The sequence below is a fragment of the Acinetobacter lwoffii genome, assembly GCF_024129115.1.
Taxonomy (GTDB): Bacteria; Pseudomonadota; Gammaproteobacteria; order Pseudomonadales; family Moraxellaceae; genus Acinetobacter; species Acinetobacter lwoffii_T.
Genome location: NZ_JAMXXO010000002.1, coordinates 48,181 through 69,267 on the forward strand (window position 1 = coordinate 48,181; position 21,087 = coordinate 69,267).

The following is a 21,087-nucleotide window of genomic DNA, read 5'->3' on the forward strand; positions in this document are numbered from 1 at the left end:
CTCCGTTTTTATTAGAAAATTTTAATGTTGAAAGATTTTACCAGTAATATTGAGCATATAAAGAGGCACTAAAACGATGTGCCTGATTACTCTCTAAATTGTCAGTCATATATTTAGCACCAAAATTTTTATGCTGTATTGATAATCCCCAAGCTTGTGTTTGCGGCTCTATATGCAGTCCATATTTTAATTGTTCCATTTTCCAAAAGGCATTGAGTTGAGCTAATGTTATATATTCATTTGAAAAACTACTAATGCTCGCACTCCAAGGCTTAGTTTGAACATCATAGCTAATTTCCGAACTTAATTTAAAAGGCAGTTTTTGACGATACTGTTTGCTCTTACTTAATTGTCCACTTAGATCCATTCGAGGACGCTGATTTTGATCGTAATAAAGATTGTAGCGTGTAAATGGAGCCTTATCCCAATATAAGTAACCGAGTAAATCATCGACCTGAAGATTAATATTCCAATCTTTTTTGATTTGCCCATGTAAACCAAAATCTAGGCCATAGCCATAACCTTTACTGGTTCTTCCATCCCAACCTAATTCTTCTTCTTTTAAAGCAGGACGGTCATAACTATAATCCAATGAACCATTTAACCAAGCTACTCGATCCATCAATTCAGTCAAATTGGTTGTTTGTCCTGTTGCTTGAAATTTACCATCCACATAATGACGGCCGATGAGAGCCGTTGCCCCTGTCACAATTGTCCAATCAGGATGAACTTTCCAATCATAGGCAAAACGAGTTCCCACCGTTTCGACATGCTGAGCTTCTAATTCCAATTGATTATGTTTATTTGCATCAATTAACTGATCATTTTCAATTTGATAATATAACTTTGCCATATCATCACTAAAATGAATCTGATAGTCATAAGCCCAAACCCAACCTACAGTCCAATTATCCTGTTTGGTTTCTAATTTCATTTTCCCATGTGCAAAGGCATTATTGCCTTTTTTAAAATTAGGGGTTTCCCAACCATTTAAAAAGGCATGTACACTAACAGGCTCACTATAAATATCAGCATTTATACTGTATTGAATCGTTTTTTCCGCATAAGCAGAGCATGGCAAACTTACGGCCAATATGAATAAATTTTTTTTCATTAGATATAAAAGAAGACAGCAAATGCTGCCTTCTTCTCAAAGTTAAGTTTTAGATTAAGGAGCGATATAAATTATTGTGCCATCATTAAATTTCACCACATATTGCCCAGATGAGTTTTTAGTGAGATCCCCGTAACTTTTTCCTGCAACCATAATATTCGCTGAAGTAAAACCCTGTACATCTGCAATACTGATGGATGCTCCATTTTTATGCTTAATTACACCCGCAATAACTTGATATTCTTGATCTAAGTCTTTTGCAGTTAACTCAATATCCAATGCATTTTTATCAACGACAACGGCAACAGTAGCTGTGCCTTTGGTAAATTCAGCACGTTTTGCAGTAATATCAATGCTAAATGGTGTAGGTACTGCATTAGCACCTTTTAAGTTACCGCTTAATTTGACATTTAAATTCGCATTGATGAAATTAGTCGATGTTTCCTGCCCAGCACTCACATCAATAGCTTTAGATAAATCATTATTCAAATTGAATTTAGCTTCTAAATTCAACGATTCCTGCTGATAACTTACAAGACCTTTCAGCACCAACTCAGATGGAATCAATTGTTCTAAAGTTTCAACACCATTATCAAATTTAGCTTTGCGTGCAATTAAAGAAACTTCTGCTAAATTGGCTTTCACATCTGCACTTTCAAACAAAAGTCCTTTTAAATTCATTGTGGCTTGATTCGGAATATCTTCACGGTTTTCCATTGTATCTGCGGTAGCATAAACCATAGATGCTGTACTATCTGCAGTGAAACTAAAACTCGCAGTTTGATTTTTAAGATTCTTGGTAGAAATTTTTCCATTATTCTGAATCTTATAATTATAAGTTGTACGTGCGGTATCAATAAACGGTGCTTCTAAGACCAAATTTGATACTGTAACTTCAGCATCATCACCATAAATTGAATATGCAGGATCGTTATACCAATTTGCATTATTCCAAGCATTGTCCGCTGTAACTTTATCCCAATCAAAATCTTGCCAATATTGGACACTAGCATCACCTGAAATAGTAATAGAATTACCCGTAACATTAGCCTTTAAAGTATTGCTCTTAAATTTAAAATTATATGCATCATCCTGATTAATTAAATCCTGAATTTGTTGTGCTGTATAAGTCTTGGTCTGCCCCTGTGCATTCTCAGTAACAACCTCTGCAATCACTAATAATAAGTTTGTTGCACGGCTCAAATCTGAAGATGTGTTATTTATTACTTCTGCAGGAACTTTATATTGATCAGCAATATTTTGAAAACCATCATAATAAGAAATGATAGCATTGGTGGTTTTAACAAGTTGTTTTGCTTTTTCTAAATCCGAAGCAGGTGTCGTTACCTCTCCCCCATTTGCTCCGCTAGGTGAAGATGATTCGCTTCCACTCCCACCTCCACCACAAGCCACTAAAAACACAGAGCAACTTAGTACTAGTAATGTTTTTTTTAAAATCATTTTACCCCAACCCTCTAAAAATTATAAATAAAAAGCTCCTAAAAAATAACCATTTTAAAGGAGCTTTACAATGCTAAAAAAATATTTATTTATTCAATCTTCAGGATATTCAAAACGGTAACCGACCCCATACACCGCCTGAATCCACTCATGACGGTTGCCGGTTTCAGCTGCATCTGAAATCTTGCGGCGCAAATTCTTGATATGACTGTCAATGACACGGTCAGCCACATCAAAACTGTCCGGATTAATATGATCCAGCAATTGCGCACGTGAATATACCTGTCCGACATGTTCCAGGAATAACTCCAGTAAACGGAATTCGGTCGGCGTTAAATTCAAGGCTTTTTGTTGATACCAGATGCGCTGTTGTGATTTGTCCATACGGAATAAATCATTGCTTTCCGGTTCTGATTTACGATCCAGACGACGTAACACAGCCTGTACACGCGCGACCAGTTCTTTCGGACTAAATGGTTTACAGAGATAATCATCTGCACCCATATTCAGACCCAACACACGGTCAATTTCTTCAGTACGTGCAGTCACCATAATAATCGGTAAATCCGACTGTTCACGTACTTTACGGCAAATGGTCAGGCCGTCCATACGCGGCACCATCAAGTCCAGAATCATCAGACTCGGTTTACGCTGGGTAAAACTGTTATATGCTTCCTGCCCATCATGAAACATACTGACCTCAAAACCAGCAGCTTCCAGATAGTCTCGCACCAATTGTGCAAGTTCGATTTCATCTTCAACCAGCATGACATGTTTCATCAATCTATTCCCTTCATGGTTTCACTTGTTTAGGAAAGCTCAGCTTGCATCGTAAACCACCCAGTGGTGAATGTGCAAAGCTTAAGCTGCCGCCCAGCGCCTGCGTAATTTTACATGATAATGCCAAACCCAGTCCGGTTCCGCCAGTTGCCCGGGTACGCGAATCATCGACACGGTAGAAACGCTCACCAATACGCGCCAGTTGTTCATCAGTCAGACCAAACGGACTATCATCGACATATAAGGTCCATTCTTTATCATCTTGCGTAGTGTGAATATGCACCTGCCCGCCTGCTTCAGTATAGCGAATACTGTTACTGAGCAAGTTCGCCACAATCTGTTTAAAACGATCCAGATCCAAATTTAACTCAGTCCCTTCGCCATCTGCAGTGACCGTCAATTCAGCCTGCTCAAAGTTCGGCTGGAAGTTAATGAGTTCCTGCTGCACCACCTCCCACGGATTCACCGTCGAGAAATAGAATTGCAATTGCTGGGCATCGACCTGTGCCAGCGCGGCCAGATCTTGAGTCAGTTTTTTCAGGCTGTTTACCTGAGCCAGCATAGACGCAAAATGTTCAGGGGTAGGTTTACGAATCCCGTCCTGCATCGCTTCAATCTGTGCTTGCAACACTGCCAATGGGGTTTTTAATTCATGCGAAGTATCTGCCACCCACTGACGGCGTGAGGTTTCATGCTGATCCAGAATCACCGCCAATGCATTTAATTCATTGGATAAATCACCTAATTCATCATTCCGGTTTACTTTAACCTGATATTGATAATTTCCCTGAGTCAAGGCACGTGTACCATTGAGCAGACGTTGAATCGGCTTTTTAAAATAAGTCGCCAATAACAAGGACGCAATCAGGCTCGCCAAAATACTGAGTGCATAAACCAGAAATAAATAACGCTTTTGGTTACTGAAGAAATTAATACTGAGCGCATCATCCTGATCCAGAACCGGTTTTAAGCCCAAATAGCCGACAATCTGATTATTCACCATAATCGGACGATAAGAAATCTGCTCATCCGAAGCTTCACCGACTACAAAACGACGTTTTGCATCATACAGGGAGAGACGTGAACTGAGGCCGAGACGGTCCGGCATCTGGATAAACTGTTTTTTGCCAGTCGGTTGCTGTGCTGGCTGCTCACCATTTTTGCGATCAGTTCTAAACAGATTTTGATTGGAACTGAGCGGGAATTTCAGGCCTTCAAAAGGCTGAAACTGGGAGGGCAAATTAGATGCTAATAAACGTAATTCTTCTTCATTGACCTGACGTTGGGGCAGCTCTGGATCCACCATACTCGGTGCCACTTGAGCCAGGGTCTGTTCCTGAAAATAACGCTGTTGTAAGGCAATATCATACTGTCGGCGTAACCACCAGCGTGATAATCGGTCATAATCATCTGGTGCGGCTTCACCTTCCATCTGGAGAATCTGTGCCTGAATCGCGTTGCCCCAGTCCTGATAGACTGCATAGACATCCGCCAGATTTTCAATCACATAATCCAGCTTCTGCATTTCGACATCAGCGACATAACGGGCGAAATTACGCTGCATATTCAGATGCAATACACCCAGACTCACCGTGGTAATGACCAGCGTGGTCAACAGCACAGTCAAAAATAGACGTAATGCAATGGGAATACGGCGAATGTTCAAAAGTAAAATCTCAATTTTTCTTCTATATTCATTATTGTAGCGAACACTGCATCAAAAAACCCTTCATTGTTTCTACATCTTTATTGTTTAATCTTTAACGATCAAAAGAATCAGACCTTTAACGGGATTAATCATATGCAAACGATGACAAAAATAGCATTAATCAGTGCAAGTGTTTTATCAATGGGTGCGTTGACTGCCTGTCAATCCACCAGCAATGTCCCAAGCAATGATCATCCCCACATGATGAAACATCATGAAGGCAAAAAACAGCATCTAACTCCCGAACAGCGTGAACAGTTTAAGGCAAAGCGTGCAGAATACATGCAGTTTGCCAAACAGCTTCAACAGGCCTGCGACAATAAAGCTGTGGGCTCGGCTGTTCAAATCAAGACTGGCGATAAAACCATAGACGGCACCTGCAAGATGGTCTTTAAAGCAGATCATAAAGAGATGAAAAGCCATCGCGACATGAAAGCTGAGCATCGTCCGATGCGTGCCGATATGCGTAGAGGCATGATGCACGGTGAAGTCTTGACGGATGCCAAACGTGCAGAATTGACTAAACAGTTTGATCAGCGCCTCGCTCAACGTCAGGCACATCAACAAGCCATGCTGCAAGCCTGTCAAGGCAAAAAAGACGGGACTGGTGCACAGATCAAGATGAGCGAACAAACCATCAATGGCAACTGTCATGTCCGTTTCCAGCCCACAGCCTCTACCTATTAATGCATAGGAATCAAGGCTTCACGACTAGCACCTTCGGGTGCTTTTTTATTGCGTGCTCTTTCATGCATACAGTTGACTATTCGTTTCCTGCAGAATATGGCTAAAGTCTTTATACTCAAGACCTTTAATGCGTCATGCAGATTAATCTTTGACTTTACAGTCACCAAGAAAACACCCCGAAAAGCTTGTACCGCAGGGGAAGTTGTTGCACGATTAGATCATTCCAAACCGTGTCAGTGAAGACAGGTTTTAGTTCATCTAAGATTATAACGCTGGTTCAACCAGTATTGAGGAAACCGATATGCCACAATACAAAGCGCCTTTACGTGACATGCAATTTGTGTTGCATGAATTATTAAATGCTGAACAACACTATGCAAATCTCCCTGCATTCCAAGAAAACGTAAGCCGTGAGCTGGTAGATCAGTACTTAGAAGCTGCGGCTGACTTCTGTGAAAACGAATTGTCTCCGATCAACCAGACCGGTGACCGTGAAGGCTGTACCTGGAATGACGGCGTTGTTACGACTCCGACTGGCTTTAAAGAAGCGTACCAAAAATACATCGAGCTTGGCTTCCCTTCTCTTTCTGCTGAAGAACAATACGGCGGTCAAGGCTTACCGAACTCTTTAGGTATCGCGATTTCTGAAATGGTGGGTACTGCGAACTGGGCATGGGGCATGTACCCTGGCCTGTCTCACGGTGCGGTTCGTACTTTAGAACATCATGGTTCAGCTGAACAAAAAGACGCTTACCTGCCTAAACTGGTTTCAGGTGAATGGACGGGTACCATGTGCTTAACTGAATCCCATGCGGGTTCTGACCTGGGTATTATCCGTACCAAAGCTGAACCACAAGCGGACGGTAGCTACGCAATCTCTGGCGAGAAGATCTTTATCTCTGCTGGTGAACACGACATGGCAGAGAACATTATCCATATCGTACTTGCTCGTCTGCCAGGTGCACCGAAAGGTACCAAAGGTATCTCATTATTCATCGTGCCAAAATTCAACCTGAATGCTGACGGTTCTATTGGCGAGCGTAACGGCGTACGTTGTGGTTCGATCGAACACAAGATGGGTATCCATGGTAACGCGACTTGTGTCATCAACTTTGACAATGCTAAAGGCTTCCTGATTGGACCTGAAAACCGCGGCTTGAACTGCATGTTCACGTTCATGAACACAGCACGTATCGGTACAGCAGTTCAAGGGCTTGCAGCATCTGAAGGTTCATTCCAAGGCGCGCTTGCATACGCAAAAGATCGTCTGGCAATGCGCTCTCTTTCTGGTCCTAAAGCACCTGAAAAAGAAGCAGATCCAATCATTGTGCATCCTGCGGTACGTAACATGCTTTTAACTCAAAAAGCATATGCAGAAGGTGGTCGTGCACTGGTTTACCTGTTAGCACAATATGCTGACGTGGTTGAACATGCTGCAGAAGAAGCAGACCGTAAATTTGCAGACAACATCCTGTCATTGCTAACACCAATCGCAAAAGCATTCCTGACTGAAACCGGTTCTGAAGCTGCGAAACACGGTGTTCAGGTATTCGGTGGTCATGGCTTTATTTCTGAGCACGGTATGGAGCAGATCGTACGTGATACACGTATTGCTTGCCTGTACGAAGGTACCACTGAAATTCAGGCACTAGACTTGTTAGGCCGTAAAGTATTGGGTACGCAAGGTGCAATGTTGAAAGACTTCACCAAGATCATCCATAAATTTGCTGAAGCGCACAAAGACAATGCTGCAATGAAAGAATTCGTTGAACCATTGGCTGCCTTGAACAAAGAATGGGGCGATCTGACCATGCAGATTGGTATGCGCGCGATGCAAAACCCTGAAGAAGTGGGTGCGGCTGCAGTCGATTACCTCTACTTCTCTGGTTATGTCACGCTAGCTTACCTATGGGCACGTATGACATTGGTTGCTCAGGAGCAACTGGCTGCGGGCACCACTGAGGTTGATTTCTACAATGCCAAAGTGACGACAGCACGCTTCTACTTCAAGAAAATCCTGCCACGCGTTCGTTCACACGTTGAAGTGATTGCGACAGGTGTAGAGCCATTGATGAACCTGGATGCGGAACACTTTGCATTCTAAGTTAGTCTCAGACTAGCTACATTTCAGAAAAAGGACGGTCAATCAACAGGCAGTCCTTTTTCTTTATAAAGAGTTACAGAATTAACCTTTAGTCGTCTAACATTCAGATTTTGAGTGTTTTAGACTGATTAAAACTCATTTAATCAAACAATAAACAGGTGACACACCATGCCAATTTATAACGCGCCACTTGCCGATATGAAATTCATCCTGAACGATGTCTTCAATGCAGAACAATTCTGGCAGGCCAATGAAAATCTAGCGCATCTGGATGCTGCGACAGCAGAAGCGATTCTTGAAGAAATGGCAAAATTTTCTCAAAACGTCATGCTTCCTCTGAACCGTACCGGCGATGAAGAAGGCGCAAAAATTGAAAATGGTAATGTGACCACACCTGCTGGCTTTAAAGAAGCGTTCAAACAATATGCAGAAGGTGGCTGGATTGGTCTGGGCGCAGATATGGAATGGGGCGGCCAGGAAATGCCGAAAATGCTAACGGTACTTTCTGATGAAATGCTGTTTGCCACCAACCCGTCTTTCATGCTGTATCCATTGCTTTCTGTTGGTGCGGGCATGGCGCTGAACAGCTATGCTTCACAAGCACAAAAAGAAACCTATTTACCTAAAATTTATTCGGGTGAGTGGTCAGGCACCATGTGCTTAACCGAACCACATGCCGGTACTGATCTGGGTATTATCAAAACCAAAGCTGAACGTAACGAAGACGGCACTTATAGCATCAGCGGCACCAAGATTTTCATCACGGGTGGTGATCATGACCTGGCGGAAAATATTATTCACCTAGTTCTAGCAAAAACCCCAGATGCCCCTGCTGGCTCTCGTGGTATTTCCCTCTTCATCGTACCGAAATTCCTGGTGAATGAAGATGGTTCTATCGGCGAGCGTAATCCGGTCGGCCCAGGTTCAATCGAACACAAGATGGGGATCAAGGCATCTGCGACTTGTGTCATGAACTTTGACGGTGCCAAAGGTTACCTCGTTGGTAAAGAAAACGAAGGTCTCGCTGCGATGTTCGTGATGATGAACTACGAACGTCTGTCGATGGGTATTCAAGGCCTAGGTGCTTCTGAATTCGCTTATCAAAACGCTGCGCAATATGCCACAGACCGTTTACAGGGTCGTAGTGCGGCTGGCGTTCAGTCACCAAGCAAACCTGCGGATAGCATTCTGGTGCATGGTGATGTACGCCGTATGCTGCTGAATGTACGTGCCAATAACGAAGCTTCGCGTGCCTTTGCAGTTTATGTAGGTCAGCAACTGGATATCACCAAATTCTCTACTGATCCTGAAGCGGTGAAAAAAGCCAATGACCGCGTTGCGCTATTAACACCAATCGCGAAAGCGTATTTAACGGATACCGCATTCCAGGCGACCCTAGATGCACAAATGGTCTTCGGTGGTCATGGCTATATCCGTGAATGGGGCTTGGAGCAATGTATCCGTGACCTACGTATTTCCCAGATCTATGAAGGCACCAACGGTGTACAGTCACAAGACTTGATCGGCCGCAAAACCATTAAATGTGGCGGCGAATATATCTCTGAATATATCTCTGAAATCCGTGACTTTGCCAATAGTCTGGATGCGGATCTAAACTTTATTAAAGATGCCACACTGGATGCAGCAACTGAAGTTGAATCGGTGACTCAGTACATTCTGGAAGCAGCACGAGAAAGCCATGACTTCCCGAATGCAACCGCAGTTGACTATCTGCACGCTGTAGGTCTGTTGAGCTTCTCTTATATGTTCGCGCGCATTACCAATGCAGCGAAAAATAAAGAAGGTGAGTTCTATCAAAATAAACTCGCTCTGGCACGTTATTTTGTACAACGCATTCTGCCTGAACTGGCATTACGCATTACTAAAGTGAAATCAGGTTCTGACGTCATCATGAACTTCTCTGAAGATTATTTCACGACTCAAGCTTAAGCTGAAAATCTGCAATAAAAAACGCCTGCATCAGCAGGCGTTTTTTTATGAAAATGCAACAATTAAACTTTTTGAATTAGCAAGGTATCCGGCTGATTATTGCTCTTCGGATTCAGATGTTTATTCACAATTTTGATATTCCCCTCTGACTCTAAAGACTCGCAGAGTTCCACCACCTTTTGCATATCTTCAGCCTTAATGCCTACGCCGAGGATTAATTTTTTTCCGGCTTCTAATTGGCTAATTTTTGTTTGAATTTTATCTAACACTTTTTTCTCCTATTTATTCAATGTTACCACCCATACAATATAGCAATTTAGTCTAAAAAAAGCGCAAAAGTTCAAATAATTTAATCTTTATTTTTCATTCAATCATTCTGTGCATGATCTTTGCACGTTATTCTTCAACTATCTTTATTTCACATGAAAAATCAGGAGGATAATATGTCTAAATCACGTCCGAAAATTGAAAAATTTGAAGCTCTCCTCGACCGTCTTGGCAATCTTGCTGTAGAAAGCTTTCATTATATTGCGCTGTTTATTATTGGCTGTATGGTGATCTGGTCCGCTGGCCATACCGTCATTGACATTCTGACCGTGAAACAGTTCGCCACCATTGACGACATTCTTCTGTTGTTTATTTATCTGGAACTTGGTGCCATGGTCGGCATCTATTTCAAAACCAACCATATGCCAGTACGTTTCCTGATTTATATTGCCATTACTGCACTGACCCGTTTGCTGATTGCAGATATTCAACACACGCATAAAGCCAGCATGGATCTGGTGATTATTACCGGTTCGATTCTGATTCTGGCCTTTGCGATATTAGTGGTGCGCTATGCCTCATGGACTTATCCATCCGTGATTCGTGACAAACATAGTGAAAAGCCATTACCCCTTGGCAAAACACCGCGTCCAGAAGATGATGAATTGGCATAGTCTTTTAAGCCCTCTTTTTTTGCACTTCAGCTTAAAGTAATACTTAAGCCTCGTTTAGGGTTTTGGGAGATTTATCTCAAGCAATCTCTCCCTTGCGTAGCAGTGCTACTCATCTCCTCACAGGAGAGGGAACTATTTTGGTCTTTTTGAGTTATTGACGTTTATAACTGAATTATCCGTTCAGAGTTTAGAGCAGTTTAACGATTCGGCACCAGCACATAGCGTCCGTTTTCATAAATCCAGTAGCTGCCACGCGGTGGTGGTGGTAACCCTAAACGCTGCCAATCGGTAATTACCGTATATCTCGAACTTTCAATCCGGGCAACATTCGGATCACCATTGACCCAGCTATAACTATTCGAATTTTGATAAATAGTGGTCGGTGCCTGATACTGAATGTTTAATCCACTTTGACTCTGTGCAGGTGGATAGCCCCAATATGGTGGTCGTTGCGGGTAATGTGGTCGCGGTGGCAGTGGACGTTGCGGGTAATGCTGCCGTGGTGGATCATAAGGTCGTGGTGCGCTGCGATACTTCGGTGTGGATCGATCTACACCACCATAACCCACCCAAGCATTGCCAGCCATACTTTGTGCAGAAGCTCCCAATAGCAATGCAGCGAATATTGCACTCGATAGTACGATTCTCATTTGAGCTTCCTCCGAATAATCTGCTTATATTTTAAACAAAATAGATGCAAAAAATATGGATAAGCTCGCTGGAGCTGCAATTTTTTGTAATGCGCTCGCCTATTTTCAATCTGACAGGCACGTCGGCAAGCGACTGCTTTATGCTAAAATTACTTTTTTTAATGTTTCGAGTTGAATACTGTGTCTGATTTAAATTTCGATCGTTTACATGAATATTTTTCTAAAGTGCCGAGTGTTCAGAAAGAACGGATTGATAGCTATGGTTCAGATGGCAAACAGGCATGGTGGTTTAAGTTTCAGATCAATGTCGATCATCCGCTGGCTTGGCAAACTGTGCAAGAGCTGGGACATGTCCTGAATTATATTTCTAAAAATGAACGTCTCCCAACTCAGTTCCTTCCAGTTTCGCCACCGCCATATATGAATGGTGTAGCCAAAGATTTCCTGTCTTGGGTAATCCAGTGTAATCACGCCGATTTCCCGCCAGATGTGGTTTGTGACTGGTTAGAAGCGCGTCTACCAAATCCAGTCGATGATGAAGCGCAATGGAAAATTAAAACAGATATTTCTGAGCTGGATCAATTAACGGATAAAGAGCTGGATCAGTTGGTTCCGCCGAATCCAGAATCAAAAAGCTGATAATAAAAAATCTCCCTAAATCCCTCTTTTTCAAAGAGGGACTTTCCTCCCTTTTAAAAAAGGGGGGTCAGGAGGGATTTAAAATCAAAACGTCGACCAGCCGCTCCATTCCATAAAACGATACAGCCAATATTTAAAGAACGAGTTTTCTGCATATTGCGTGTAGTCCACACTCATAGAACGGCCATTCAGATTTGACCATGCCCCCTCAAAATATTGCTGGGCCTCCCTGAAAACTTCAGCCTGAGGTTGACCGACCACGCGCATATTGGTTTCCAGATTATAGTTTTTCAAATTGCGCACCGTAAAATTGGCCGAGCCTAAAATCATTTCAGCTTGCTGAGCGCTGCGCTTCATCAGGATCTTGCTATGGCATTGCTCGCCTTGAGTACGACACCAGCGCACCTCGATACCCGCTTCGTGCAATTCTGAAGCCACCTGCCGGTTTGGAATTCCATTCTTTTCACGGCCAAAAGCATCTTTATTTGGGTCGAGTAAAATCCGGACTTTGACACCACGCTCATGGGCCGCTATCAGACTTTTGATAATCTTGCGCTCAGACAGATAAAACATCGCCAGATCAATCTGTTCATTGGCTTTCGCGGTCTGAATCAGATTCAGAATCGCATCATAAATGGCTTTTTCAGTCAGCACCTGAACTTGTGGTTGGCTAATGTCTGCCTGAAAATCCCCAGCGACAATGGCTGGCATATTCGCTTGTGACATCATGCCTACAGACAGTTCTGTTTTCAGAATATCGACGGCTGTGCTACCCCAGACCAATAAGCCAATATTGGAATGCCGCGAACTGCCATCATGCGGGTTCATGGACGTGACCAGTGCTTTCCAGCCTTGATCGGTATCCACCACCATAGTTTTGCGATGATTGGCTTTAAAGTTAAACAAATCAAAATAACTGCGCAGGGTAATTTTTTCTGTTCCAAATGGATTCGGCAACCAGCCTGTTTCCGGATTATTGCCAATGCCCTGGCAACAGATATACCAGAAGCCGGACCAGCTTGGATTGGAAGCCCGCAACGGTGTCAGATTGGTTTCAATCACATCAATACCGTGCTGACGTAATTCCCGATACTGCTCGGATCTAATTCCACCATAGACCGAATTGATCGGATCGGTAATAAATTTGATTTCTACCTCAGGCTGCAGCAGACGCTTACTGATTAAAGCATCACTCAACTGTTTACTCAGTGCCTGATGATGCTGCGTAGATGCACCGGTTTGCTGATTAAATAAAAACATATCCAGCACAATCAGCGATTTGGCCTCTTCAATCATTTTCAGCATTTCATTAAAAATGCGATGATCTAAATGCTGTTTTCCTTCGGCATCCAGATAAGTCTGATCGGCCAGAAATTTGACTTCGGCATGACGCAGCTTGCCCGTGTAATTCAGATCTTCCGGCAAAGGCTTATACGTGTGGTAGATTGCCGAAGCCAAATAACCCACGGCCAGCATACTAATGATCAAAGTCGCATAACGGCGATTCGACCAGTTCAATTTATTGTGAATTCGTTGAAAGATACGCATAAGATAAAACCTAACCCAATATACTCAGGCTAGGTTTTATCTTATGATTTTTCAAGTAGATTTCAGTGAGATCTAGATGATTTGGTCGATTATTTCAGTAGACCTGTTAGAAATCATACTGCACGCCGACAGTAAAGTTGCGACCCACCTGCGGAATATTCGACAGGAAGGAAGTATGTGAATACACCTGATCATCAAGCAGGTTATTGGCCTTGAAATAAACCCGATAAGCATTGTTATCTGCAAGGCTATTGGCATAGCTTAAGCCAACATTCACCATATTGTAGCCCTGGGTTTCATCTTCATAGCTGGCGATCTTGTCCTGATTAAAGACATGATAATATTCAGCCAGACCTGACCAGCCATCGGCAAAGTCTGCTTCAACTTTTGTTCCTAAACGACCTGCAGGTACACGTGGTGCATTCTCAGCTTCAATCTTGCCACGCACATAGTCCCCAAAGACGCTGAGCTTATACATATCATTGATCTGATACCCGGCTTGTGCTTCTGTACCATAGAATCTGGCTTTGTCCTGGGTATATTGCACGCCACGTAAATTACCTTTCTGCGCTACCGTTTCGCCATAGATATAATCATCAAACCAGTTGTGATAGACATGCACATGGTAATCCAGTTTATCCCCTTCATAATGCAGACCTAACTCGAGATTATTTGAAGTTTCTTTATCGAGATCAGGATTACCGAGTTCATAGGTATTGGTCGCAAAATGCAAGCCATCAGCATAGAGTTCTTGAGCTAAAGGCAAACGCTGCTGATGTGATCCGACTACAGACAGTTTGTAACTCGGTGCAAACTCCCAATTCGCAGCCGCAGATGCGGAAAGACCCGTACCGGAATAATCTTTCTGTTCCGAGTCTACTGTTACTTTTTGATGATCGACACGTGCTCCAAGTTCCACATGTACATCACCGATCTGTTTATGTTCCAAAGCAAATAAGCTGTATTTCTGGGTTTTGGTGTCTGCCATCAGCACATCATGATTATGACTCGCATGCTCACCATGATCATGCTCATGTCCTTCATGATCGTGCTCTGCATGACCATGTGCTTCTGGAGCGGATAAATTAATTTTTTGCTGTGAAAGCTGGGTTCCAATCACCCCCTCCCAACCTGCGACAGGAACATGCACCAGTTCTAAACGTGCATCATAGCCCTTGCTTTTAAAGTTACTGATGACTGCATTTTCTTCCAGTTCATCATGTTCATAATCGGTAAAGCTGGCATGCGCACGTAACTTTTCAAAACCGGCAAAAGGCTGTTCAAGTTCGGTACGGACATCATAACGCTCAGACTTTAAATCTACCCAAGGACCCGCGGTTTCTTCATGATCGTGCTCATCTTCACCCGGTTTTGGACAGTGAAAATGATCGCCATGAATTTCACAGCCATGATATTCATGACTATGACCTGGCAAACCATACTGATCCTGACGGTTGCTATAAGACAGACCGACAAAACCACGATCATGAATCCATGATCCGCCAATATTGACTGTTTGCCCTTCAGCAAAAGTATTGCCCACACGACGTTCTTTTTCTAATTCGTCATCATGCTCATGAAAATAATCAGGTGCAATATAATCATTGGCGTTACGCTTTGAGCCTTCTACACGCAAAGCAAAGTTTTCACCAATACCCGCTGTTACACCAGCACTTGCCAGTTTTTCATCACTGCCGCTGTTATAACGCAGGCCGACTGTACCTTCCAAACCATCTTCAGGCATTTGAGTTGGGATTTTTTGATCAGTGACATTCACCAACCCACCAACTGTACCGGCACCATAAAGCAAGGTCGATGGACCGCGAATCACTTCGACCTGTTTCGCCAGAATCGGATCAACGGTGACAGCATGGTCAGGAGACAAAGTGGATACATCCGCTGTTTCAGACGCATGCTGCAACACTTTCGCACGTGGACCATCTTGACCCCGAATCACAGGACGGCTTGAGCCTGAACCATATTGATTAGAATAAACACCCAGCTCATCTGCCAAGGCATCACCAATGGTGGGGGCGCGTTCAGACAGTGCTTTCTGATCCACGAAATGATCTGCAACTGCAAAATCTGCTGCAGTCTGCACCAATGGATGAGCTTGCACCTGAATCGTGTCCATGGTCTGAACCGGGATAGAAGATGAGGATTGCTCTGCAAATACTGTAGGTGCAACTACAGCAAAAATTGACAATGTTATTAGATTCTTAGGAAAGGACATGACCGAAGCTCAAATTCAGTATTTTGGATGAATGTTATAATATAACATTTCATTATCTTTGCAATCCTTTACGATAATCAGTGCTATATTTTATTAGAATGTCCTTTGAATATTTTTTTATTACATTAAAAACACTATTTTTATGCCCTTTACCTTATCGCATGCTGTGCTTGCTCCACCTATTTCATATTTGACTGGGAATAGACTACCTGTTGCTGCGCTGGCCATTGGGAGCATGGTTCCCGATCTGCATCGCTTGTTTACTCATACTAATTCGAATATCACCCATTTATGGTCTTCTCTGATTCATCCAGATCTCTGGATTGGTTTGGCTTTTTGTGCGGTCTGGTACCTGATTTACCGGCCCGTGATTTACCGTTTCATCGGTATTCAGCATGATTTAAAGATTCACAATATCCTTTCAGCACTAAAATTCACCCTGGTGATGTGTCTGGCACTGATCGTCGGTACAGCTACCCATTTAATCTGGGATGGACTGACCCACGTCGATTTTCGAACTTTTGCCTTTCATGACGTCTTAGCCCAACACTTCCAGCTCTTTGGACAAAGTTATCCGTTACACCGGATTTTACAAATTGGCACCTCAGTGATTGTCTTGCCTTTTATCCTGTGGATGAGCCTGCATTATTATAAAACTCATCAGCAATATCTTGCAGTCAGTGTGAAAATCAAAGCATTTGCCTGGGGCTTATTGCTCTTTTCTATATTTACCGGCCTATTTTCGGTCTGGGATTATGCACGCTATATCTCTACAGAAGTCTGGCAATCGGACCTCTATTATTTTACTGGTCGCTCTATTAATGAATTTAGCCAAGGCTTTCTGATCACCTTTAGTCTGGGCTGTTTATTGTTTTTATTTTTAGATAGAGATCGCAGGATGGGTTAAACAAAGCACTGGCTTTGCCCCTATTCACTTTAAAATGATATTGTTTTTGACCCAAGTTCTTGTGACAACATGCCCAAAGAGGCATAATCCTACCTTTACTCAAAGCGGTACGCTGTTTACGTATTCGCTGACCTTAACCCATATAGTTGGATTTCTAACGCTATGATGCGAACTCATTACTGCGGTTCTTTAACCGAAGCTCAAATTGACCAAACCGTAACATTATGCGGTTGGGTACACCGTCGCCGTGACCACGGTGGTGTAATCTTCCTTGACATGCGTGACCGTGATGGTCTTGTTCAAGTGGTTATTGACCCAGATACTCCTGAAGCATTCGCAACTGCTGATAAAGTACGTTCAGAATTTGTATTAAAAATTACAGGCCGTGTGCGTCGCCGTTATGAAGGCACAGAAAATGCCAATATGGTGAGCGGTCAAATCGAGGTCTTAGGCAAAGAAATTGAAGTTCTTGCTCAGTCTGAAACTCCGCCATTCCCTTTGAATGACGAAAACACCAATATTTCTGAAGAAATTCGTTTGAAATACCGTTTCTTGGACATCCGTCGTCCAGAAATGCTAGATCGTTTACGTTTCCGTTCTAAATTAACCAACCTGATTCGTAACTACTTCGAAGACAATGGCTTCCTAGACGTTGAAACTCCGATCTTAACTCGTGCAACGCCTGAAGGTGCGCGTGACTATTTAGTGCCAAGCCGCGTATCTAACGGTAGCTTCTACGCACTTCCACAATCGCCACAGCTATTCAAACAGTTGTTGATGGTGGGCGGTATTGATCGTTACTACCAAATCGCGAAATGTTTCCGTGATGAAGACTTGCGTGCGGACCGTCAGCCTGAATTCACCCAGATCGACGTTGAAACATCGTTCATGAGTGACGATGACATCATGGATTTAATGGAAACTTTAACCGTTAAGATGTTCAAAGAACTTCTAAACGTTGAGTTTGATAAATTCCCACGCATGACATACAACGATGCAATGCGTGACTATGCATCTGACAAACCGGATATGCGTATTCCTTTGAAACTGGTTGACGTTGCAGACTTAATGCAAGACGTTGAGTTCAAAGTATTCGCAGGCCCTGCAAAAGATCCTAAAGGCCGTATCGTTGCGCTTCGCGTACCGGGTGCGGGTTCACTGCCACGTAGCGCGATTGATGAATACACCAAGTTTGTGGGCATCTACGGTGCGCGCGGTTTAGCGTACATCAAAGTCAACGAACTTGAAAAAGGCATCGAAGGTCTTCAATCTCCAATCGTGAAATTCATCGAGCCAATCGTGCTTGATCTATTGAAACGGGTTGGCGCTGAAAATGGCGACATCGTATTCTTCGGTGCAGACAAAGCCAAAGTTGTAAACGATGCCATGGGCGCGCTTCGTGTGAAGATCGGTCATGACATGAAACTTGCAACTTGTGAGTGGGCGCCACTTTGGGTTGTTGATTTCCCAATGTTCGAAGAAACTGATGATGGCAAATGGACCTCTGTTCACCATCCATTCACGCTACCAAAATCAAGCGTTGAAGAAGTGAAGAACAATCCAGGTGCGGCATTGTCCGTTGCTTACGATATGGTATTGAACGGTACTGAAATCGGTGGTGGTTCACTGCGTATTCATAACCTTGAAATGCAAAAAGCGATCTTTGAAGCATTAGGTATTGGTGAAGAAGAAGCGGAAGAGAAATTCAGCTTCTTATTAAATGCATTACGTTACGGTGCTCCTCCGCATGGTGGTTTGGCATTTGGTCTTGACCGTCTTGTGATGCTCATGACTGGCGGTTCTTCTATTCGTGACGTGATTGCATTCCCGAAAACCAAGACTGCTGAATGTCCATTGACTCAAGCGCCGGCACCAGTTGAATCAAACCAACTGCGTGACCTGGGTATTCGCTTACGTGAAAAACCAAAAGCTGAATCTCAAGAATAATTCTTGACGTTTTAAGTGAAAAAGCCCTGCCTCGTGCGGGGCTTTTTTTGTAAGATTGAGTCGCATCTGGAACAGTGGCATAATAGCCACAGTTTTTAATCTAAGGTAATTAGCAATGGCTATGCGTCCTGCAGTTCGTAATCGCAGCATTATGCTTATTGTATTTTCAGTGGTTCAATGGCTGTTCATGCGCTATATCCTTGCAAACAACCTGTTCAACCTTGATACCAATGACCGTATTGTGTATTTCTGCCTGAGCAGTATTTTAGGTGCCCTGCTGATTTTTGTAGGTTTGATTTATATGGTGCTGAAAGGCAATCCGGACAAAGACCTATAATCTGACCATCTGGATAACATGTACACCCTACTCAAAAATTTCTCCAAGCTTCCGTTAAGATTCATTCAAAGTCTTGCGCAACTGGCTGGATCTCTTTTGTATTTCAGCCATTCTTCTGCACGCCGAGTGACTGAGATTAATCTGGCCTCTGCTTATCCTGAACTTTCTGAATCTGAACGGGCTGATTTGACCAAACGCAGCCTCAAAAGTCAGTGCATGACGTATGCGGAATCAGTCAAGATTTGGGGATCATCTTCTGAATATGCGCTGTCTTTAATTCGAGATGTGCAGGGTGAAGATATTTTCCTGCAAGCTCTGCAAAATCCTCATGGCTGTTTGGCGGTGGTGCCTCATTTTGGTACTTGGGAGCTATTGAATGTCTGGGTCAATCAACACACTTCTCCTGTGATTATGTATAAGCCCAGCAAGAATCAAGATGTTGACCGCTTTATGCTTGAAGCTCGGCAACGCCTGAATGCCACACTGGTCCCTACAGATGATTCTGGGGTACGTGCTGTGTTTAAGCATTTAAAACAGGGTGGTTTTTCTGCAATTTTGCCGGATCATGTTCCTAAAGAATCTGGTGGAATCTATTCTTATTTTTATGGTCAAAATGCGCTGTCCTCTACGCTTCTTTCCAAACTGGCAGCCAAAACACAATGTTCAGTCGTAGGTTTAAGCTGTCTCAGACGTGATGATTTATCCGGTTATGATATTGTTGTGACCCAACTTTCTGACGATATTTCGTCGAAAGACCTACAGCTTTCTGTCGATACCTTAAATAAAGAAATGGAGCGCATGATTAATGTCGCTCCAGAACAGTATTTGTGGGGGTATAAACGGTTTAGAAAGATTAAGAAAAATAATAATATTTATGCTGAAATTTAAACTATTAAATATTAAGCTTACTTTTTAATTTTAAAAAATTATATTTAAAAAAATAAATCAATATATAAAATGGATGAGATCTCATGTATTTCAATATATCTTTTTGTTTTTCAAAATCACACTCAATCAAACTAATTCTTTTATTTTTTTTGTATATTCCTTTTGTGCATTTAAAATATTTAAAATACACTCATCCTCAATACTTAAATCCTTATTTTTAAATACTTTTTGGTCAATTATATTTTTTAATTTATTTTTTATTGCTTTCTTATCATTAAAACCAACCCAGTATTCAGATAGCAAAAAGGCAAGATATTTTTTTTGATAAATAGATAAGTTATATTTCTCCTCATAGTTAATAAAAATATCTTCAAGCTGTTCTAATATTCTAATTTGATATGTAATTGGAAACCATTCACTTTCACCAAAACAATACACTTTCTTATTTAATATTAATGACTCTAAACTTACACCAGAATTACAAGCCAATACACATTTACTCATTTTAATAAGTTGAGTAATATCACCATTTGAAATTGAAATCCATTCATTCTGATAACTTAGTTTAAAAACAAGTGATTTTAATAACTCTGAATCACACTTTGGATGAAGCTTAATAACTACCCTTTTCTTATATCGAATAGCCAAATTTGAAATCTCATTAATTACATCAGCCACATCTAAATAAGCATGATTTGCAACACTATCAGTTCTAACCTGCAAGGCCAATAAAATAAAATCATTTTCAAAAATTAATTTGGATTTAGATTGTTTATATTTTGATATACCATTTTTTAACTGATTGATAAATGGATTTAAAATATCATCATAATTTTTAATATCGTTAATTTTATGCTGATATCTCTTAGGATTCTTAGTAATATCAGCCCAGCCACCATATCCAGTAGGATCAATAGAGTATAAACCTTTTATAGGAGCTTCTTTATAAGACCAAACCCCTTCCGGATTTGAATAACTATGAAATGATAAATAAGGACTTGTAGTTTGTGGACGTGCTATACCATACGAAGGATACCCCACAGGTATAGAACTAACAAATTGATTTAATTGAATTAAACAAAAATGAATATTATTCAAAAAAGTAATATTCTGCGGATCTGCCTCTTTTACCCAATCTATAGGATACTCAAAAATAAATTTATTCATTCTTTTACAATTAAAGCAATAGCATT

The 21,087-nt window shown here is 42.0% G+C and carries 18 protein-coding genes; 9 read left to right on the plus strand and 9 right to left on the minus strand.

Annotation, left to right across the window (positions count from 1 at the left end):
* Positions 1 to 37 precede the first annotated feature (37 nt).
* The 4 genes from NI470_RS02810 to baeS form a co-directional block, all read right to left on the minus strand.
* Positions 38 to 1,114 (minus strand): DUF5723 family protein, encoded by a 1,077-nt coding sequence (locus NI470_RS02810; RefSeq protein ID WP_171304322.1) that lies wholly within the window; start codon positions 1,112 to 1,114, stop codon positions 38 to 40.
* Positions 1,115 to 1,168: 54 nt separating this feature from the next.
* Complete coding sequence (locus NI470_RS02815; RefSeq protein WP_253147676.1) at positions 1,169 to 2,575, minus strand: hypothetical protein; 1,407 nt, start codon at positions 2,573 to 2,575, stop codon at positions 1,169 to 1,171.
* A gap of 93 nt (positions 2,576 to 2,668) precedes the next feature.
* On the minus strand, positions 2,669 to 3,355 hold the full coding sequence (locus NI470_RS02820) for a response regulator (protein WP_004278304.1): 687 nt from the start codon (positions 3,353 to 3,355) through the stop codon (positions 2,669 to 2,671).
* Between the two features lie 13 nt (positions 3,356 to 3,368).
* Entirely contained in the window at positions 3,369 to 5,021 is a 1,653-nt protein-coding gene (gene baeS / locus NI470_RS02825; RefSeq protein ID WP_253147677.1) for a sensor histidine kinase efflux regulator BaeS, read from the minus strand.
* A gap of 135 nt (positions 5,022 to 5,156) precedes the next feature.
* On the opposite strand from baeS, the gene NI470_RS02830 reads away from it, so the two are divergent.
* The 3 genes from NI470_RS02830 (at position 5,157) to NI470_RS02840 (ending at position 9,804) form a co-directional block, all read left to right on the plus strand.
* Positions 5,157 to 5,750 (plus strand): hypothetical protein, encoded by a 594-nt coding sequence (locus tag NI470_RS02830; protein ID WP_253147678.1) that lies wholly within the window; start codon positions 5,157 to 5,159, stop codon positions 5,748 to 5,750.
* 301 nt (positions 5,751 to 6,051) lie between these two features.
* Positions 6,052 to 7,854 carry an acyl-CoA dehydrogenase C-terminal domain-containing protein gene (locus tag NI470_RS02835; protein ID WP_253147679.1) on the plus strand — a complete coding sequence of 601 codons (1,803 nt, stop codon included), beginning with the start codon at positions 6,052 to 6,054 and terminating at the stop codon, positions 7,852 to 7,854.
* A 168-nt stretch (positions 7,855 to 8,022) separates the two neighbouring features.
* Positions 8,023 to 9,804: an acyl-CoA dehydrogenase C-terminal domain-containing protein gene (locus tag NI470_RS02840; RefSeq protein WP_253147680.1), complete on the plus strand. Its 1,782-nt coding sequence runs from the start codon at positions 8,023 to 8,025 to the stop codon at positions 9,802 to 9,804.
* Between the two features lie 62 nt (positions 9,805 to 9,866).
* Here the strand turns inward: NI470_RS02840 and NI470_RS02845 are convergent, their stop codons facing one another.
* Positions 9,867 to 10,073 carry a hypothetical protein gene (locus tag NI470_RS02845; RefSeq protein ID WP_004278311.1) on the minus strand — a complete coding sequence of 69 codons (207 nt, stop codon included), beginning with the start codon at positions 10,071 to 10,073 and terminating at the stop codon, positions 9,867 to 9,869.
* 174 nt (positions 10,074 to 10,247) lie between these two features.
* On the opposite strand from NI470_RS02845, the gene NI470_RS02850 reads away from it, so the two are divergent.
* Positions 10,248 to 10,745, plus strand: coding sequence for a phosphate-starvation-inducible protein PsiE (locus NI470_RS02850; RefSeq protein WP_004647497.1), 498 nt, complete (start codon positions 10,248 to 10,250; stop codon positions 10,743 to 10,745).
* 197 nt (positions 10,746 to 10,942) lie between these two features.
* On the opposite strand, the gene NI470_RS02855 is transcribed toward NI470_RS02850, so the two are convergent.
* Positions 10,943 to 11,395, minus strand: a complete 453-nt coding sequence (locus NI470_RS02855; RefSeq protein WP_253147681.1) for an RcnB family protein — start codon at positions 11,393 to 11,395, stop codon at positions 10,943 to 10,945.
* Between the two features lie 180 nt (positions 11,396 to 11,575).
* Here NI470_RS02855 and NI470_RS02860 point away from each other — a divergent pair, with 180 nt between their 5' ends.
* The gene (locus NI470_RS02860) at positions 11,576 to 12,034 is read left to right on the plus strand and encodes a hypothetical protein (protein WP_004278314.1); all 459 of its coding nucleotides are present in this window, start codon (positions 11,576 to 11,578) and stop codon (positions 12,032 to 12,034) included.
* Between the two features lie 84 nt (positions 12,035 to 12,118).
* Here the strand turns inward: NI470_RS02860 and NI470_RS02865 are convergent, their stop codons facing one another.
* Entirely contained in the window at positions 12,119 to 13,582 is a 1,464-nt protein-coding gene (locus tag NI470_RS02865) for a phospholipase D-like domain-containing protein (RefSeq protein WP_121980094.1), read from the minus strand.
* A gap of 106 nt (positions 13,583 to 13,688) precedes the next feature.
* On the minus strand, positions 13,689 to 15,815 hold the full coding sequence (gene znuD / locus NI470_RS02870) for a zinc piracy TonB-dependent receptor ZnuD (RefSeq protein ID WP_253147682.1): 2,127 nt from the start codon (positions 15,813 to 15,815) through the stop codon (positions 13,689 to 13,691).
* A 142-nt stretch (positions 15,816 to 15,957) separates the two neighbouring features.
* On the opposite strand from znuD, the gene NI470_RS02875 reads away from it, so the two are divergent.
* The 4 genes from NI470_RS02875 (at position 15,958) to NI470_RS02890 (ending at position 19,894) form a co-directional block, all read left to right on the plus strand.
* The gene (locus tag NI470_RS02875; RefSeq protein ID WP_253147683.1) at positions 15,958 to 16,722 is read left to right on the plus strand and encodes a DUF4184 family protein; all 765 of its coding nucleotides are present in this window, start codon (positions 15,958 to 15,960) and stop codon (positions 16,720 to 16,722) included.
* Between the two features lie 162 nt (positions 16,723 to 16,884).
* Positions 16,885 to 18,669 (plus strand): aspartate--tRNA ligase, encoded by a 1,785-nt coding sequence (aspS, locus tag NI470_RS02880; RefSeq protein WP_005107847.1) that lies wholly within the window; start codon positions 16,885 to 16,887, stop codon positions 18,667 to 18,669.
* Between the two features lie 115 nt (positions 18,670 to 18,784).
* Positions 18,785 to 19,006 carry a hypothetical protein gene (locus NI470_RS02885; RefSeq protein ID WP_004278319.1) on the plus strand — a complete coding sequence of 74 codons (222 nt, stop codon included), beginning with the start codon at positions 18,785 to 18,787 and terminating at the stop codon, positions 19,004 to 19,006.
* 18 nt (positions 19,007 to 19,024) lie between these two features.
* Positions 19,025 to 19,894: a lysophospholipid acyltransferase family protein gene (locus NI470_RS02890; RefSeq protein ID WP_253147684.1), complete on the plus strand. Its 870-nt coding sequence runs from the start codon at positions 19,025 to 19,027 to the stop codon at positions 19,892 to 19,894.
* Between the two features lie 126 nt (positions 19,895 to 20,020).
* On the opposite strand, the gene NI470_RS02895 is transcribed toward NI470_RS02890, so the two are convergent.
* Positions 20,021 to 21,061: a capsular polysaccharide export protein, LipB/KpsS family gene (locus tag NI470_RS02895; protein ID WP_253147685.1), complete on the minus strand. Its 1,041-nt coding sequence runs from the start codon at positions 21,059 to 21,061 to the stop codon at positions 20,021 to 20,023.
* Between the last annotated feature and the right edge of the window lie 26 nt (positions 21,062 to 21,087).

What these genes read in the sequence shown, in the direction of transcription:
- NI470_RS02875 (WP_253147683.1), top strand. Translation starts at nt 15,958, where the DNA reads ATGCCCTTTACCTTATCGCATGCTGTGCTTGCTCCACCTATTTCATAT.
- NI470_RS02810 (WP_171304322.1), bottom strand. Translation starts at nt 1,114, where the DNA reads ATGAAAAAAAATTTATTCATATTGGCCGTAAGTTTGCCATGCTCTGCT.
- NI470_RS02830 (WP_253147678.1), top strand. Translation starts at nt 5,157, where the DNA reads ATGCAAACGATGACAAAAATAGCATTAATCAGTGCAAGTGTTTTATCA.
- NI470_RS02890 (WP_253147684.1), top strand. Translation starts at nt 19,025, where the DNA reads ATGTACACCCTACTCAAAAATTTCTCCAAGCTTCCGTTAAGATTCATT.
- NI470_RS02850 (WP_004647497.1), top strand. Translation starts at nt 10,248, where the DNA reads ATGTCTAAATCACGTCCGAAAATTGAAAAATTTGAAGCTCTCCTCGAC.
- NI470_RS02855 (WP_253147681.1), bottom strand. Translation starts at nt 11,395, where the DNA reads ATGAGAATCGTACTATCGAGTGCAATATTCGCTGCATTGCTATTGGGA.
- znuD (WP_253147682.1), bottom strand. Translation starts at nt 15,815, where the DNA reads ATGTCCTTTCCTAAGAATCTAATAACATTGTCAATTTTTGCTGTAGTT.
- NI470_RS02815 (WP_253147676.1), bottom strand. Translation starts at nt 2,575, where the DNA reads ATGATTTTAAAAAAAACATTACTAGTACTAAGTTGCTCTGTGTTTTTA.
- NI470_RS02895 (WP_253147685.1), bottom strand. Translation starts at nt 21,061, where the DNA reads ATGAATAAATTTATTTTTGAGTATCCTATAGATTGGGTAAAAGAGGCA.
- NI470_RS02865 (WP_121980094.1), bottom strand. Translation starts at nt 13,582, where the DNA reads ATGCGTATCTTTCAACGAATTCACAATAAATTGAACTGGTCGAATCGC.
- NI470_RS02840 (WP_253147680.1), top strand. Translation starts at nt 8,023, where the DNA reads ATGCCAATTTATAACGCGCCACTTGCCGATATGAAATTCATCCTGAAC.
- NI470_RS02820 (WP_004278304.1), bottom strand. Translation starts at nt 3,355, where the DNA reads ATGAAACATGTCATGCTGGTTGAAGATGAAATCGAACTTGCACAATTG.
- NI470_RS02835 (WP_253147679.1), top strand. Translation starts at nt 6,052, where the DNA reads ATGCCACAATACAAAGCGCCTTTACGTGACATGCAATTTGTGTTGCAT.
- aspS (WP_005107847.1), top strand. Translation starts at nt 16,885, where the DNA reads ATGATGCGAACTCATTACTGCGGTTCTTTAACCGAAGCTCAAATTGAC.
- NI470_RS02885 (WP_004278319.1), top strand. Translation starts at nt 18,785, where the DNA reads ATGGCTATGCGTCCTGCAGTTCGTAATCGCAGCATTATGCTTATTGTA.